The organism is Lentzea alba (assembly GCF_047445655.1).
GTDB classification, from domain to species: domain Bacteria; phylum Actinomycetota; class Actinomycetes; order Mycobacteriales; family Pseudonocardiaceae; genus Lentzea; species Lentzea alba_A.
In genome coordinates, this window is record NZ_JAJAEG010000031.1 from 94,143 (window position 1) to 108,699 (window position 14,557).

The 14,557-nt window shown below is 68.5% G+C and carries 14 protein-coding genes; 13 read left to right on the plus strand and 1 reads right to left on the minus strand.

Features of this window, described 5'->3' with window-relative positions:
* Positions 1 to 84: 84 nt before the first annotated feature.
* From LFM09_RS38990 to LFM09_RS39045, 12 genes are all read left to right on the plus strand, one after another.
* On the plus strand, positions 85 to 1,044 hold the full coding sequence (locus tag LFM09_RS38990; RefSeq protein ID WP_414101652.1) for a TIGR03885 family FMN-dependent LLM class oxidoreductase: 960 nt from the start codon (positions 85 to 87) through the stop codon (positions 1,042 to 1,044).
* The gene (locus LFM09_RS38995; RefSeq protein ID WP_414101653.1) at positions 1,041 to 2,549 is read left to right on the plus strand and encodes an alpha-amylase family protein; all 1,509 of its coding nucleotides are present in this window, start codon (positions 1,041 to 1,043) and stop codon (positions 2,547 to 2,549) included. Before LFM09_RS38990 ends, LFM09_RS38995 begins: the two co-directional genes overlap by 4 nt.
* 70 nt (positions 2,550 to 2,619) lie before the next feature.
* Complete coding sequence (locus tag LFM09_RS39000) at positions 2,620 to 3,630, plus strand: L-erythro-3,5-diaminohexanoate dehydrogenase (protein ID WP_414101654.1); 1,011 nt, start codon at positions 2,620 to 2,622, stop codon at positions 3,628 to 3,630.
* Positions 3,623 to 5,170 (plus strand): amidohydrolase, encoded by a 1,548-nt coding sequence (locus tag LFM09_RS39005; RefSeq protein ID WP_414101676.1) that lies wholly within the window; start codon positions 3,623 to 3,625, stop codon positions 5,168 to 5,170. The genes LFM09_RS39000 and LFM09_RS39005 overlap by 8 nt, the downstream gene beginning before the upstream one ends.
* Positions 5,171 to 5,173: 3 nt before the next feature.
* On the plus strand, positions 5,174 to 6,742 hold the full coding sequence (locus tag LFM09_RS39010) for a lysine 5,6-aminomutase subunit alpha (RefSeq protein WP_414101655.1): 1,569 nt from the start codon (positions 5,174 to 5,176) through the stop codon (positions 6,740 to 6,742).
* Positions 6,739 to 7,482 (plus strand): OAM dimerization domain-containing protein, encoded by a 744-nt coding sequence (locus LFM09_RS39015; RefSeq protein WP_414101657.1) that lies wholly within the window; start codon positions 6,739 to 6,741, stop codon positions 7,480 to 7,482. Before LFM09_RS39010 ends, LFM09_RS39015 begins: the two co-directional genes overlap by 4 nt.
* A gap of 26 nt (positions 7,483 to 7,508) precedes the next feature.
* Positions 7,509 to 7,877 (plus strand): hotdog domain-containing protein, encoded by a 369-nt coding sequence (locus tag LFM09_RS39020; protein ID WP_414101677.1) that lies wholly within the window; start codon positions 7,509 to 7,511, stop codon positions 7,875 to 7,877.
* 70 nt (positions 7,878 to 7,947) lie between these two features.
* Positions 7,948 to 9,363: a DUF4331 domain-containing protein gene (locus tag LFM09_RS39025; protein ID WP_414101658.1), complete on the plus strand. Its 1,416-nt coding sequence runs from the start codon at positions 7,948 to 7,950 to the stop codon at positions 9,361 to 9,363.
* A gap of 76 nt (positions 9,364 to 9,439) precedes the next feature.
* Complete coding sequence (locus LFM09_RS39030) at positions 9,440 to 10,471, plus strand: tetratricopeptide repeat protein (protein WP_414101659.1); 1,032 nt, start codon at positions 9,440 to 9,442, stop codon at positions 10,469 to 10,471.
* Positions 10,468 to 11,790 carry a nickel/cobalt transporter gene (locus tag LFM09_RS39035; protein ID WP_414101660.1) on the plus strand — a complete coding sequence of 441 codons (1,323 nt, stop codon included), beginning with the start codon at positions 10,468 to 10,470 and terminating at the stop codon, positions 11,788 to 11,790. The genes LFM09_RS39030 and LFM09_RS39035 overlap by 4 nt, the downstream gene beginning before the upstream one ends.
* Before the next feature lie 14 nt (positions 11,791 to 11,804).
* Positions 11,805 to 12,116 (plus strand): hypothetical protein, encoded by a 312-nt coding sequence (locus LFM09_RS39040; protein ID WP_414101661.1) that lies wholly within the window; start codon positions 11,805 to 11,807, stop codon positions 12,114 to 12,116.
* A 76-nt stretch (positions 12,117 to 12,192) separates the two neighbouring features.
* Positions 12,193 to 12,546 carry a GntR family transcriptional regulator gene (locus LFM09_RS39045; protein WP_414101662.1) on the plus strand — a complete coding sequence of 118 codons (354 nt, stop codon included), beginning with the start codon at positions 12,193 to 12,195 and terminating at the stop codon, positions 12,544 to 12,546.
* A gap of 3 nt (positions 12,547 to 12,549) precedes the next feature.
* On the opposite strand, the gene LFM09_RS39050 is transcribed toward LFM09_RS39045, so the two are convergent.
* Positions 12,550 to 13,524: a methyltransferase gene (locus tag LFM09_RS39050; protein WP_414101663.1), complete on the minus strand. Its 975-nt coding sequence runs from the start codon at positions 13,522 to 13,524 to the stop codon at positions 12,550 to 12,552.
* 250 nt (positions 13,525 to 13,774) lie between these two features.
* On the opposite strand from LFM09_RS39050, the gene LFM09_RS39055 reads away from it, so the two are divergent.
* Positions 13,775 to 14,557, plus strand: a complete 783-nt coding sequence (locus tag LFM09_RS39055) for a LuxR C-terminal-related transcriptional regulator (protein ID WP_414101664.1) — start codon at positions 13,775 to 13,777, stop codon at positions 14,555 to 14,557.

Sequence of the window (14,557 nt, forward strand, 5' to 3'; positions counted from 1 at the left end):
TTCGAGGGCGTTGACGAACACACGGATGCCGTTCAGGTTCGGTTCAACGCTTTCTTGAACTCTTCTGTGGGTACCTGAAGTCGCATGACCCTCTACGGCATCCACGCGTCACATGAGCAGATCCACCCCACCGACCTGCTCGCCGCCGTGCACAGGGCCGAGGAGGCCGGCTTCCAAGCCGCGATGAGCTCCGACCACTTCTCACCGTGGAGCGCGCGCCAGGGTCAGTCCGGGTACGCCTGGTCCTGGCTCGGCGCCGCACTCCAGGCCACCGACCTGCCGTTCGGCGTGGTCACGGCCCCGGGCCAGCGCTACCACCCGGCCATCACCGCCCAGGCCATCGGCACGCTCGCCGCGATGTACCCCGGCCGGTTCTGGGCCGCGCTGGGCACCGGCGAGGCCAGCAACGAGCACATCACCGGTGACGGCTGGCCGCGCAAGGACGTCCGCACCGCGCGGCTGAGAGAGTGCGTCGACGTGATCCGCGCACTCCTGAACGGCGAGGAGGTCAGCCACGACGGCCTGATCCGGGTCGACCGCGCCAAACTCTGGACCCGGCCACCCGAACCCCCGCTGCTGATCGGCGCGGCGGTGAGCGCGAAGACCGCCCGCTGGTGCGCCGAGTGGGCCGACGGACTGATCACCGTCAACGCCCCGCCCGATCGCCTGCGCGAACTGGTCGACGCGTACCGGGACGCCGGCGGTCGCGGCAAGCTCCACCTGCAGGTGCACCTGAGCTGGGCACAAGACGACGACACCGCGCTGAAGATCGCGCACGAACAGTGGCGCTCGAACGTGTTCCGTCCGCCCGTGTGCTGGGACCTGGAGCTGCCGGAGCACTTCGACGTCATCGCCGAGCACGTCACCCCGCAGCAGGTCGCCGAGGTCGTCGACGTGTCCTCGGACCTGAAGTGGCACACCGAGCAGCTGTTCCAGTACGCCTCGCTGGGGTTCGAGGAGATCTACCTGCACCACGTCGGCCAGGACCTGATCCCGTTCGTCGACGCGTTCGGCGAGCACGTGCTCCCGGAGGTGACGAGATGATCCGCACGTCCGACGTCTGGTGGAAGAACGCCGTCCTCTACTGCCTCGACGTGGAAACGTTCTCCGACAACGGTTTCCGCGGCTGCACCGAACGCATCGACCACCTCCACGCCCTGGGCGTCACGTGTGTGTGGCTGATGCCCTTCTACCCGACGCCCGAACGCGACGACGGCTACGACATCACGGACTTCTACGGCGTCGACCCGCGCCTGGGCTCGCTCGGCGACTTCGTGGAGTTCGTCCGCGCCGCCCGTGACCGGGGCATGCGCGTGATCGCGGACCTCGTCGTCAACCACACGTCCGACCAGCACCCGTGGTTCCACGACCCGGACAAGCGCGACTGGTACGTCTGGGCCGACGAGCCGCAGACCGACGGCCCGCAGGGGATCACGTTCCCGGACAAGGAGAACTCCCTCTGGGAGTACGACGAGGAGGTCGGCAAGTACTACCTGCACCGCTTCTACAAGCACCAACCGGACCTGAACGTCTCCAACCCCGAGGTGCGCGACGAGATCGCCCGGATCATGGGCTTCTGGATGGAACTGGGGCTGAGCGGCTTCCGCGTCGACGCCGTCCCGTTCCTGCTGGAACCCAACGACGCCACGGACGCCCTCTCGTTGCCCGACCCGCACGACTACCTCACCGACCTGCGCGCGTTCCTCAACCGCCGCAACGGCGAAGGCGTCCTGCTCGGCGAGGTCAACCTGCCGTACAAGGACACGATGGCCTTCTACGGCCAGGGCGTCGGCGACGAGCTGACGATGTGCTTCGACTTCGTGGGCATGCAGGCGATGTACCTGGCGCTGGCCCGCCACTCGACCGGCCCGCTGGTCAAGGCCCTGCAGGAACGCCCGCAGCCACCCCGCGACGGCCACTGGGCGACGTTCGTGCGCAACCACGACGAGCTGACCCTGGACAAGCTGCCCGACGACGAACGGCAGGAGGTCTTCAAGGCTTTCGGCCCGAAGCCCGAGCACCAGCTCTACGGCCGTGGCCTGCGCCGCCGGTTGCCGAGCATGCTCGGCGGCGACCAGCGCCGCATCCGGATGGTCTACAGCCTGTTGTTCACGCTGCCGGGCACCCCGGTGCTGTTCTACGGCGAGGAGATCGGCCTGGTGGAGGACCTGTCGCTGGAGGGCAGGCTCGCGGTGCGCGTCCCGATGGACTGGGAGAAGGCGGGGGAGCAGCGCCACGACCCCGAGTCGTTGCTGACCTGGCTGCGTCAACTGATCCAGGTCTACCGGGAGTGCCCGGAGCTGGCGTGGGGCGATGTCAAGGTGCTCGACGTCGGCGATCCGACCGTGTTCGCCCATCGTGCGGACTGCGACGGCGGCTCGGTGATCGCCGTGCACAACTTCGCGGACCGCGAGGTCAGCGTGCGGGTTCCGGCCGAAGGCGCCCTCACGGACCTGCTGACCGGCGGGAAGGTGAGGACGGCGAAGATCGGCGCGAAGGTCGATCTCGCGCCCTACGACTGCCGCTGGTTCCGCCTCGTTACCGAGTGATGCTTGCGGGATCTTTACGCTTCACGTGAAGATATCTTCGAGACAGCGTCGTCGACCGAAGGATTTTCAGGTGAGCGCGTACGGACTGCACCGCGTCCTAGAGCCCCAGGGCGTCCTGCCGCAGCAGGCGTGGCGGCTGGACGCGGAACCCGTCCCCGCCGCCGACGAGGTGATCGTCGCGGTCGAGCGGCTCAACCTGGACGCGGCGTCGTTCCGGCAGCTCAGGGAGCAGCATGGCAGCGGTGCGGCCGTTCGGCAGGCCGTGCTGGACATCGTCGGTGAGCGCGGCAAGATGCAGAACCCGGTCACCGGCTCGGGCGGCATGTTGCTCGGCACGGTCCTCGAGGTGGGGCCGGAGTCGCCACTCGGGCTTAAGGCCGGCGACCGGATCGCGACGCTGGTCAGCCTCACGCTCACGCCGTTGAAGATCAACGACGGGCTGCAGGACTGGAGCGGCGAGGACGAGCAGGTGCCGTGCCGCGGGACCGCGGTGCTGTTCGGGCGGTCGATCGCGGCCGTGTTGCCGGACGACATGTCGAACGAGCTCGCGCTGTCCGTGCTGGACGTGTGTGGTGCACCGGCGCTGACCGACCGTGTGGTCAGGAAGCACCCCGGCGCGTCTGTCCTCGTGCTCGGCGGTGGCGGCAAGTCTGGGTCGCTCTCTCTTGCGGCCGCGCGTCAGGCAGGTGCGCAACGACTCGTCGCGCTCGTCCCGACCGAGAAGGAAGCCGAGCAGGTCAGGAAGTCGGGCCTCGCGGACGAGGTCGTGATCGCGGACGCGCGCAACCCCGTCGCCGTGGCCGAAGCGGTCGGCAAGCAGGTTGATGTCACGGTCGTGTGTGTGGACGTGCCGGGGTGCGAGCACGGCGCCATCCTCGCGACCGCGGACGGCGGGACCGTGATCTTCTTCTCGATGGCGACCTCGTTCAGCGCCGCCGCCCTCGGGGCCGAGGGGCTGGCGGCCGACGTGGAGATGCTGGTCGGCAACGGGTATGTGCCTGGTCACGCCGCCTTCGCGTTGGACCTGGTCCGGACCCAGCCGGGTGTGCGGGCGTTGTTCGAGCAACGGCAGACTGCGTGACGTGAGTACGCAACTTTTGGTCGGTGGCCGCATCTACGCACCGGATGCGACGGCGATGGCTGTCACGGACGGCGTCGTCGTGTGGATCGGACAGGACTCGGTCGGCCGCGCGCTGCACCCGGACGCGGAGGTCATCGAGCTGAACGGCGCGTTCGTGGCGCCCGCGTTCGTCGACGCGCACGTGCACGCCACCAGTGCCGGTCTGCTGCTGACCGGTCTCGACCTGACCCGCACGGGTTCCGCGCAAGAACTTCTCGATCAGGTACGCCAAGCCGAAGGGCCTCTCGTGTGGGGTCACGGCTGGGACGAGACCCGATGGCCGGAGAACCGTCCGCCGTCGCGTGCGGAGATCGACGAGGCGGCCGGCGGCAAGACCGTCTACCTGTCGCGCATCGACGTGCACTCGGCGCTGGTCTCGTCGAACCTGATCACCGACGAAACGAAGAACGCCGACGGGTACGACGCAGAAGGTCCTCTCGCGCGCGCAGCGCACCATCACGTGCGTGGCGTCGCCAAGGCGGCGATCACGCCTGAGCAGCGTCAGGCCGCACAGCAGACCTTCCTGAGCCACGCCGCCTCGAAGGGCATCGCAAGTGTCCACGAGTGCGCCGGCCCGGACATCTCCGGCGAGGACGATCTCCGCGAACTCCTCGCGCACACGGACGGCCCCGAGGTCGTCGCCTACTGGGGTGCCCACGAACTGCCCGGCGTCGAGGTCCGCGGCCTGGCCGGTGACCACTTCGTCGACGGCGCGATCGGCTCCCGCACCGCCGCCCTCACCGAGCCCTACGCCGACGCGGACACCACCGGCGCGCTCTACCTGGACGGACAGCAGATCGCGGACCACCTCGTCCGGTGCACCGAGCAGGGCCTCCAGGCGGGCTTCCACGTGATCGGCGACGCCGGCATGGCCGCCGTGATCGACGGCTTCGAGCGGGCCGAGAAGGTGCTCGGCGCGCCCACCCTGGCGAGTGCCCGCCACCGTCTGGAGCACGTCGAGATGGTCTCCGCGGAGCAGGCGCAGAAATTGGCCGGGTGGGGCGTCATCGCCTCCGTACAGCCTCTTTTCGACGCTGAGTGGGGCGGCGAGGCCGGAATGTACGTTCAGCGCCTCGGGGCCGAGCGCGGAGTGGGGCTGAACCCCTTTTCACGTCTTGCCGCGGCCGGGGTGGTGCTGGCGTTCGGCTCGGACACCCCGGTGACCGCGATCGACCCGTGGGCCGCGGTCAAGGCGGCTGTTCATCACCGCACCGAGGGCTTCGGCATCTCGCCCCGCGCCGCGTTCACCGCGCACACCCGTGGCGGCTGGCGTGCGGCGGGCGTGGACGACGGCCTGACCGGCACCCTTCAGCCCGGCGCGCCCGCGACCTACGCGGTGTGGGAGACCGGCGACCTCGTCGTGGCGGCGAGCGACTCGCGGGTGCAGCGCTGGTCGACCGACCCCCGCTCCGGGGTTCCCGGACTGCCCGATCTCACCGGTCCCGCGCCCGTCTGCGTGCGAACCGTGCTGAACGGCCGGACAATTTACGAGAGGAAGTGACTCATGGCGTTGCTCGACCTCGACCCCAAGGTCGTCGCCACCGCGCGCAAACTCGCGGCGCGGGCGGCGGAACCGGTGGTGTCCCTCGCGAAGGCGCACACCACCGTCGCCGTCGAGCGCGCCACACTCCGCCTGGCCGGCATCACCGGCGCGGACTCCACCCACCGCGCCGGTGACGTGCCGTGGGTCAACCGCGTGATCGACACGGTGCGCGAGCAGTGCGGGCTGGAGCACGGCGTGGTGCTCCCGGCGTTCCACGCGCTGCGCCAGCACAACCTCGGCACCCTCACCGAACTCGCGGAAGCCACTGCGGCCGGTCAGATCCAGTTCGGGATCCCCACGGGCAAGGACCTGACGGCGGCCCGCAAAGCCGCCACGTCCGCGGTGTCGAAGGGCCTCAAGACGGTCGACCGCAACAAGGCCCAGCGCGACAAGCTCGTCGCGAAGTGGGGTGACCCCGCACAGCGCCCGTGGATCTACCTGATCGTCGCGACCGGCGACATCGACGAGGACGTCGTCCAGGCCCAGAACGCGGCACGGGCGGGCGCCGACATCATCGCGGTGATCCGCTCGACCGGACAGTCCCTTTTGGACTACGTGCCGGAAGGTGCCACGCACCACGGGTTCGCGGGCACGTACGCCACGCAGGAGAACTTCCGGATCATGCGGGCGGCGCTGGACGACGTGTCGAAGGAGGTCGGCCGGTACGTGCGGCTGACCAACTACGCTTCCGGCCTGTGCATGCCCGAGATCGCGGTCCTGGCGGGCCTGCAGCGGCTCGACATGATGTTGAACGACTCGATGTACGGCATCCTGTTCCGCGACATCAACCCGATCCGCACGTTCGTCGACCAGCGCTTCTCCCGCCAGGTCCACGCCCGCGCCGGCATCATCATCAACACCGGCGAGGACAACTACCTCACCACCGCGGACGCCGTCGACGCCGCCCACACGGTGACGGTGAGCCAGCTCCTCAACGAGCACTTCGCCCACGAGGCGGGACTGCCCGACCACCTGCTGGGCCTCGGGCACGCCTTCGAGATCAACCCGAAGGTGCCCGACTCGTTCCGACTCGAACTCGCGCACGCGCTGCTGGCCCGCGAGCTCTTCCCGGACGCGCCGTTGAAGTGGATGCCGCCGACCAAGCACATGACCGGTGACGTGTTCAACGGCTATCTGCTGGACGGGTTCTTCAACCTCGCTGGTGTCCTAACAGGACAGTCCATTCTGCTCGTCGGCATGATGACGGAAGCGGTGGTCACACCGTTCCTGTCCGACCGCGACCTCGCGCTGCAGAACGTGCGGTACGTGCTCAACGCGGCGGGCAGCCTCGCCGAGGACTTCCGCCCGGCACCGGACGGCCTGATCGTCAAGCGCGCGCACCAGGTGCTCGGCGAGGCCGTGGACCTCCTCGAACGAATCGTCGACGACGGCCTGCTGAACGCGATCGCGGACGGCACGTTCGGCCTGATGAAGCGTCCGGCGGACAAGGGCAAGGGCGCGGACGGCGTCATCGAGAAGGCAGAGGCGTACTTCAACCCGGCGAGCGAGATGCTGGAGGCACAGGCATGAGCAGGTACGTCCGGCCGTACGGCGACACCACCGGCGACGGCATGATCCAGACGTCGTTCACCCTGCCGATCCCCTTCGGCCCCAAGGCGGACGGCGCGGCGCAGCAGCTCGCGAACAAGATGGGCATGGACCCCGCGATGGTGGTCCACTCGAACCCCATCGGCGACAACTTCACGTTCTTCGTCGTCTACGGCTCGGTCAAGCACCTCGTGGACCTCGACGAGGTCAAGGTCGTCGAGCGCGAGTACCCGTTGCTCAGCCCGGCCGAGGTCAACACCACGCTGAAGAAGGTGTTGCGCCGCAAGCTGGTCGTCGTCGGCGGCTGCATCGGCACGGACGCGCACACCGTGGGCATCGACGCGATCCTCAACATCAAGGGGTTCGCGGGCGAGAAGGGCCTGGAGTACTACCGCGAGCTGAAGGTCGTGAACCTCGGCGCGCAGGTCTCCGTTCCCGAACTGGTCCGCAGCGCACGCGCGGAGAAGGCCGACGCCGTGCTGATCTCCCAGGTCGTGACCCAGCGGGACGCGCACATCCTGAACACGCAGGAGATGTCCGCGGCGTTCCGCGAGGCGATGGGGGACAAGCGCCCGCTGCTGGTGGCCGGCGGACCGCGGTTCGATCCGCTGATGGCCTCCGAGTTGGGGGTGGATCGCGTGTTCTCCCGGGGTACGACTCCGGGGGAGGTCGCGAGCTATCTGGTGCACGCGATGCAGGAGAAGAAGGGGGTCGCCGCGTGAGCGGGGCTTTGGTCGAAGGCTTTTCCGTGACGCACCGCCGTTACGTGCCGCACTCGCACGCGCACTACGGCGGCAACCTCGTCGACGGCGCGTACGGGCTCGGCATGTTCGGCGACGTCGCCACCGAGCTGCTCATCCACACGGACTCGGACGAGGGGCTGTTCGCGGGGTACAGCTCGGTCGAGTTCGCGGCACCGATCCAGGCAGGCGACGTCGTCGAGGCCACGGCGACGTTGGTGCGCATAGGAAAGCGCTCGCGCGAGATCGTGTTCGAGGCACGCGTGGTGTGCCGTTCGGCGCCCGATCGCGGTCCTTCGGCGGCGGACGTGCTCGTTGAGCCGATCGTCGTAACGCGGGCTCGCGGCACCGTTGTGGCACCGAAAGCCGCCGAATAACAGAAAAATAACGCTCGAACCGGCAGGCGTCCTGCTTCCGAATCCCCGGCCGTGGGAAGGGAGCAGGACAATGCCAACTAGCAACAAGAAGCGATTACAGCGCGGTGCGATCGCCGTCGTTGTGGTCGCGATAGCGGCGGCGGTGCCGGCGGCGCAGGCGTCCAGCCACCGCGAAGCACCGCTGATCGCGGCGGACCCGGCGGTGGACAACACCGACGTGTACGCGTTCACCAGCCCGGACAGACCCGACACCGTGACGCTCATCGCGAACTGGTTCGGACTGCAGGAACCCAACGGTGGCCCCAACTTCTACCCGTGGGCCACGGACGCCAGGTACGACGTCAACATCGACGCCGACGGCGATGCGGTGCCGGACAAGACCTTCCGGTTCACGTTCACCACCGACGACCGGCGCGGTGGCAAGTCGCCGACCTTCCTCTACAACAACGGGCCCGTCACCTCGATCAACGACGACAACCTGTTGTTCCGCCAGAACTACAACCTGGAGCTCATCGAGCCCGGCAAGACGATGACGCTCGTGCGCAACGGTCGTGCGGCGCCGTCGAACACCGGGCCCGCGTCGTTCCCGAACTTCGGGGCGATCAGGGACCAGGCCACGTTGAAGATCCCAGGCGGCGGTCAGGTCTACGTGGGACCGGCGGAGGACTCGTTCTTCCTGGACCTGCGGGTGTTCGACCTCCTCTACGGCGGAAACCTGAAGGAGGTCAACCAGGACACCCTGATGGGCTACAACGTCAACACCGTCGCCATCCAGGTGCCCAAGACGATGCTCGCGCTGAAGGGCGACCCGACGCGCAACCCGGTGATCGGCGTGTGGAGCGACACCGAGCGGCGCTCGCTCAAGCTCGAACCCGGCAAGGCGACCCCGCAGGGTCCGTTCGTGCAGGTGTCGAGGCTGGGCAACCCGCTGGTCAACGAGGTCGTGGCGTCGGCGCCCATCAAGGACGCGTTCAACGGCCTGGAACCGGTGAACGACGGGAAGGTGCAGGCGTTGCTGGACCGGGTGAACGACCCGGAGCTGGCGCGGCTGATCCAGGCGATCTACGGCATTCCGGCGCCGAAGACGCCGCGGGCCGACCTGGTGGAGATCTTCCTGACCGGGATCACCACGAAGGCGGGCGGCCCGATCAAGGCCGATCTCAACTCGCAGCTGAACAACGCCGACGTGGACCCGAAGAAGTTCACGCCGTCGGAGATGTTGCGGCTCAACATGTCCACGCCGGTGTCGGCGAAGCCCAACCGGCTCGGTGTGCTCGGCGGTGACCTGCAAGGGTTCCCGAACGGGCGCAGGCTCACCGACGACGTCGTGGACATCGAGATCCAGGCGGTCGTGGGCGCGGCCCTGACCGGCAAGCTCGTGCCGGCACTCGCCAAGGGCGACCGGGTGGACAAGAACGACGTTCGCTTCGGCGACAAGTTCCCCTATGTGGGCCTGCCGAGCAACGTGGCGGTCAACTACCGCTGAGTGAGCCCCTGGGGACGCGTGGTCGCCCCCCCCGACACCCCGCACGCGTCCCCAGGTCCTTCAAGGGAGCCGGAAAATGTGGAAAGTTGTGCCGCTGCTCGCTGCCCTGCTCGTGGTCACCGCCTGTGCCCGGCAGGAGCCCGTTTCTCAGCCCGTCACTCAGACTTCTTCCTTGCAGCGCAACGCCGAGTCGCTGCAGGCCAAGCTCCGCCGCACGCCCGATGACGCCTCCGCGTGGGCCCAGCTCGGTGCCACGCACGTCGAACTGGCTCGCACCACTTTCGATCCGCAGCACTATTCACGTGCCGAGCGCGCGTTGAAGGAGTCGTTGCGGCTCAAGCCCGAAGGCAACGGTGAGGCGTTCATGGGGCAGGGCGCGCTGTTCAACGCCCGGCACGACTTCGTTGCCGCCCGTGACTGGGGTCAGCGCGCGGTTTCGGCGCTGCCGGACTCCGCACAGGCTCAGGGCGTGCTGGTCGACGCGCTGACGCAGCTCGGTGACGATGCCGGTGCTGCCGTTGCGCTGCAACGGATGCTGGACCTGAGGCCCGGTGTCGCGTCGTTCACCCGCGCCGCGTACCACTTCGAGCTGCACGGCCGTCTGGACGAGGCGCGCGTGGCTCTGGAACGGGCGCTGGAGACCGCTTCCTCGCCTGAGGAGGCCGGGTTCTGCCAGTTCCACCTGGACGAGCTGAAGGGGCGGACCGACGCGGAGGCGCTTGAGGTCTACGGCGGGCTCGTGTCGAAGGCGCCGTCGCCGGAGTACCTCGTGAAGTACGGCAAGGCTTTGGACAAGACGGGCAAGCCGGCGGAGGCGCGGGCGCAGTTCGACCTCGCGTTGCAGCAGTTGCGGGCCTTGGGTGGCGACGACCTGACCGCGGCGCTGATCGCCGCCGATCACGGGGATCCCGCTGAGGCGTTGCGGTTCGCCGAGAAGGAATGGACGAAGCGGCAGAGCGTGTTCACCGCCGACGCGATGGCCTGGGCGTTGCACGTCAACAAGCGCTCTGCGGAGGCCCTGCCGTACTCGGACAAGGCCGTCGCACTCGGTTGGAAGGACCCGGAGGTTCTCCGGCACCGCGAGGCGATCCTGGGGAGTCTGCGATGAGGGTGTTCTTGTTGGTGGTGTTCGGAATGCTGCTGATGGGCGGGGTGGCGCAGGCGCACCCGTTGAGCAACCTCAGCGTGAACCACTACGACGGACTGCGGGTGTTTCCCGACCGGATCGAGCTGCGGTCCGTTGTGGACAGCGCGGAGATCCCGACTCTGCAGGACCGCGACTTCGTGGACGCCCGCAAGCGGTGCACGGAACGCGCGAAGTCGTTGAACGCCATGGCGGACGAGCAGGAACTGCGGTTCGAGGTGCGCGAGGCCGACGTGGTGCGCCCACCCGGTGAGGCCGGCCTGCCGACCATGCGCCTGACTTGTGACCATGTCGCGTTGCTGCCGGTGCGCGGTGAGGTCGAGGTGACGTTCAGCGACTCGTACCTCAAGGACAAGCCCGGCTGGCGCGAGATCACCGTCGTCGGTGTCGACGTCGCGGTCTCCGGCGCGCCGGCCGAGTCGATCAGCAACGAGCTGCGCTCGTACCCGGAGGACCTGCTGTCGTCACCTCTGGACGTGCGCGCGGTCCGGTTCGTAGCTCAACCAGGCGAGGGAACCGTTGTGACCCCGCCTGGTGCGTTGGGAGAGGCCACGAAGGCGGCCGTCGGCCTGGTGGGTGATCTCACCCCGGTGGTCGGGATCGGTGCGGTCCTGCTGTCTCTGGTGCTGGGCGCGTCACACGCGGCGCTGCCCGGCCACGGCAAGACCGTGATGGCCGCCTACCTGGCGGGTTCGAGAGGAACCCGCCGCGACGCATTCCTCGTGGGGGCCACGGTCACCATCACCCACACGGCGGGGGTCTTGGTGCTGGGGCTGCTGCTCAGCGTGTCCAGCGTGATCGCCGGCGAGTCAGTCCTCCGCTGGCTCGGCGTCACGAGCGGTCTGCTGGTCGCGGTGATCGGAGGAGTGCTGCTCCGCTCGGCGGTGCGTTCCCGTGGTCGTAAGCGGCACGACCACGGACATGGTCATGGGCACGGACATGGGCACTCCCATGGGCACGGTCATGGTCATGGGCACCGCCGGGCGGGGCTCGTCGGAATGGGAGTGGCGGGCGGCTTGGTGCCGTCCCCCTCCGCTCTCGTCGTGCTGCTGGGCGCGATCGCCCTGGGCCGCACGTGGTTCGGAGTGATCTTGGTGCTGGCGTACGGCCTGGGCATGGCGGCGACGTTGACCGCTGCGGGGCTGTTGCTGGTTTCGATACGAGACCGTTTCGGTCCGCGTCTGGCCCGCTTCCGCAAATACGCGGACTTCACGCCGCTGGGCACGGCGGCGCTGGTGATGCTCGTCGGAGTCGGTCTGGCCACGCGCGCGCTGGCCGGTTAACTGAGAGAGGGATCATGAAGAAGCTGGTTGTGTCCGTGTTCGCTTTGCTCGCACTGGGTGCGTGTTCCACGTCGGGTTCGGCAACTGCCCAGTTCGACGACGAACAGCAGTCCGACATCTCCTGCATGAAACACCAGGAGCAGACTCCGGGGGAGGAGTACTTCGACGAGGGCAACTGGGACACCGTCGTCTCGTTGTCGATCCTGCGCTACTACACCTCGAACGGGTCGAAACCCTACTGCGACGGCGGAGAAGCCACCGCCGCCGACCAGGGCTGGCGCAAGCTCTACGTGCAGATGGGTGCGGACCAGACCAATCTTCGCTGAATCGACCCGCAACCTCCGCCGCACTCCTCCGTTGGTCAATACAGAGGTAGTGACGTGTCGGGGAGGATGGGGCGCAGTGAAGATCGACCACCAAGGGGACACACCTCCGTACGAGCAGGTGCGGACGCACTACGCGCACGCCATCGCGAACCGCGCTCTGCCGGTCGGCGCCAAACTGCCGACGGTGCGAGCCCTGGCCAAAGACCTGGGCTTAGCGGTGAACACGGTGGCGCGCGCGTACCGCGAGCTCGAAGAGGCCGGTCTTGTCGAAACCCGAGGCCGCGCCGGGACCGTGGTGAGCGCGAACGGCGACAGCAACCGCGAGCGGGTGCGGGCGGCGGCGGCGCACTACGCGACGATGTCCGCTGAGCTGGGCCTCACGTCCGATGAGGCGCTGGAGATCGTTCGGGCGGCTTTGCGGCGGTTCTGAGCTTCAGGCGGCCTCGGCCGTGACGAGGGTGATCGGCCCGGCGAGCGGCAGGTGGCCGGTGAACGACCAGCCGCAGTCTGCGAGCCACTCGGCGCCTTCTTCGACGCTGTAGACGTCGCCGTCGTTGAGGTGGATCGCGAACTCCCCGGCCATGAGCGCCGCGGGCAACGGCTGGGTGTGCGTGGGGTCGGTCCAGAAGTCCGCGAGCAGCAAGCGCGCTTTCGGCTCGGCGGCGTCTCGGATCTTGCGCAGGATCGCCTGGTTCGTGTCCTGGGTGAAGTAGTGGATGACGTTGGCGAGCAGGAAGACGTCGTGGCCCGGCGGGAGATCGTCGGTCAGGAGGTTGCCGGTGCGCACATCGATCTGCTCGTGGCCTTTCACCCGCTCCGCGGCGATGGCGGCCACCTCGGGCAGTTCGAACACCGTCGCCGTGAGCCCGGGATCGGCCTGGGCGAGGGCGATCGACCACGACCCCGGGCCGCCACCGATGTCCAGCACCCGGCTTCCGGCCGGCAACCCGGCGACGTGCGGCAGCGCTCGGCAGGCACCGGCGGTCGCGGCGTCGATCCCGGCAGACACGATCGGTACGAGGTCGTCGTCGACGTCGAAGATCTCGTGGGCGGGCTTGCCTCGGCCGAGCGTCCCGGCGAGGTCCGTCCACGCCGGATAACTGACTCTGTCCCACATTCGCAGCAGCGGTCTGAAGTCGGCAGGCGTGGCGCCGGACAGGAACGTCGCGGCCACCGGGGCGTTCGCGTACTGGTCGCCGTGCCGTTCGAGGAGCCCGAGCGCGACCATGGCGTCGGCGCTGATGCGGGCCGAGCGTTCGGGCAGGCCGGTGCGGGCGGCCAAACCCTTGAGGTCGGCCGGTCCCTCGCCGAGGGCCTCGAAGAGCCCCAGCTCGCTGGCGGCGAAGAGGTGCTTGCTGGCCATGAATCCTTGTGCCAGCTGGAAGATCTGGTCTGGTGTGGTTGTCATGCTGCGAGCGTGCTGCTCGTCCGGCGGCCTGGGCCATCCCAGAACACCGGGTGATCGCCGCAGGTAGGACCCAGATTTCTGGGAGTGTGGGTGTCGTGCGGCGGGCGTAGTCTCCTGGCTGGCGCACTACGAGTACGTCGTCGACGACGTCAACAAGTGGTCGTTCCTGGCCAACAGCGGACGCATCGCCGGCGCGACGAGCATCGACACCCACGGCGACCTGACCCGTTCCGCCAGACACCGATCGCAGGTGACGTACGGCTTCGGCGACGAACTGCGCGTCTCGCTGGTGGCCGACGGCATCTACTGGGGAGCGGCGGGCTTCCTGCGCCACGCGGACCAGCCGTGGTTCACCGACGCCGAGGTCGCCGCCCTGTCCGCGTTGTCGTCACTGGTCGCGACCGGTCTGCGGCGCACTCTCGCCACCTCGCTGGCGGGTTCTCCGCGCGTGGACTGGGGTCCGGGCGTTGTGGTGTTCGACGCCGACGGGTCGCCCGAGTCGACTTCGGCCGCGGCGGAACGCTGGATCAGCGAGCTGGTCGAGCATCCGCCGCCGGATCACCCGAGCGAGTCGAAGATCGTGCAGTCGATCGCGGCCCGGGCCAGGGTGATTCCGCCGGGGACCGACCCGCTCGAGCTGGCCGCGCGGGCTCGGGTCCGCACGCGTGCCGGTACGTGGCAGCTGTTGTACGGGACCTGTCTCGGGCCTGGCGGGCGGACCGCGGTGATCATCCATCCTGCCACCCCGCACGACGTCGCACCGGTGGTGGCGTTGGCTTATGGGCTCACCGATCGTGAGTCGTCGGTGGCGATGCAGTGCATCCAGGGGCGGCCCACCAAGGAGATCTCCAAGGTGTTGTGCATGTCGCCGTACACCGTGCAGGACCACTTGAAGTCCATTTTCGACAAGACCGGGGTGCGGACGCGCGGGGAGTTGGTCGGGCAGATCTTCCTCGACCACTACGCGACTCGGTGGGAGAAGCCGGTTTCCGAGCCACCCGGGTTGATCGTCCGGGGCATCGAGAACACGTGA

Bases quoted from the DNA above. Each gene is read 5' to 3' on its own strand.
- LFM09_RS39050 (WP_414101663.1), bottom strand. From the start codon at position 13,524: ATGACAACCACACCAGACCAGATCTTCCAGCTGGCACAAGGATTCATG.
- LFM09_RS39025 (WP_414101658.1), top strand. From the start codon at position 7,948: ATGCCAACTAGCAACAAGAAGCGATTACAGCGCGGTGCGATCGCCGTC.
- LFM09_RS38990 (WP_414101652.1), top strand. From the start codon at position 85: ATGACCCTCTACGGCATCCACGCGTCACATGAGCAGATCCACCCCACC.
- LFM09_RS39035 (WP_414101660.1), top strand. From the start codon at position 10,468: ATGAGGGTGTTCTTGTTGGTGGTGTTCGGAATGCTGCTGATGGGCGGG.
- LFM09_RS38995 (WP_414101653.1), top strand. From the start codon at position 1,041: ATGATCCGCACGTCCGACGTCTGGTGGAAGAACGCCGTCCTCTACTGC.
- LFM09_RS39015 (WP_414101657.1), top strand. From the start codon at position 6,739: ATGAGCAGGTACGTCCGGCCGTACGGCGACACCACCGGCGACGGCATG.
- LFM09_RS39030 (WP_414101659.1), top strand. From the start codon at position 9,440: ATGTGGAAAGTTGTGCCGCTGCTCGCTGCCCTGCTCGTGGTCACCGCC.
- LFM09_RS39010 (WP_414101655.1), top strand. From the start codon at position 5,174: ATGGCGTTGCTCGACCTCGACCCCAAGGTCGTCGCCACCGCGCGCAAA.
- LFM09_RS39040 (WP_414101661.1), top strand. From the start codon at position 11,805: ATGAAGAAGCTGGTTGTGTCCGTGTTCGCTTTGCTCGCACTGGGTGCG.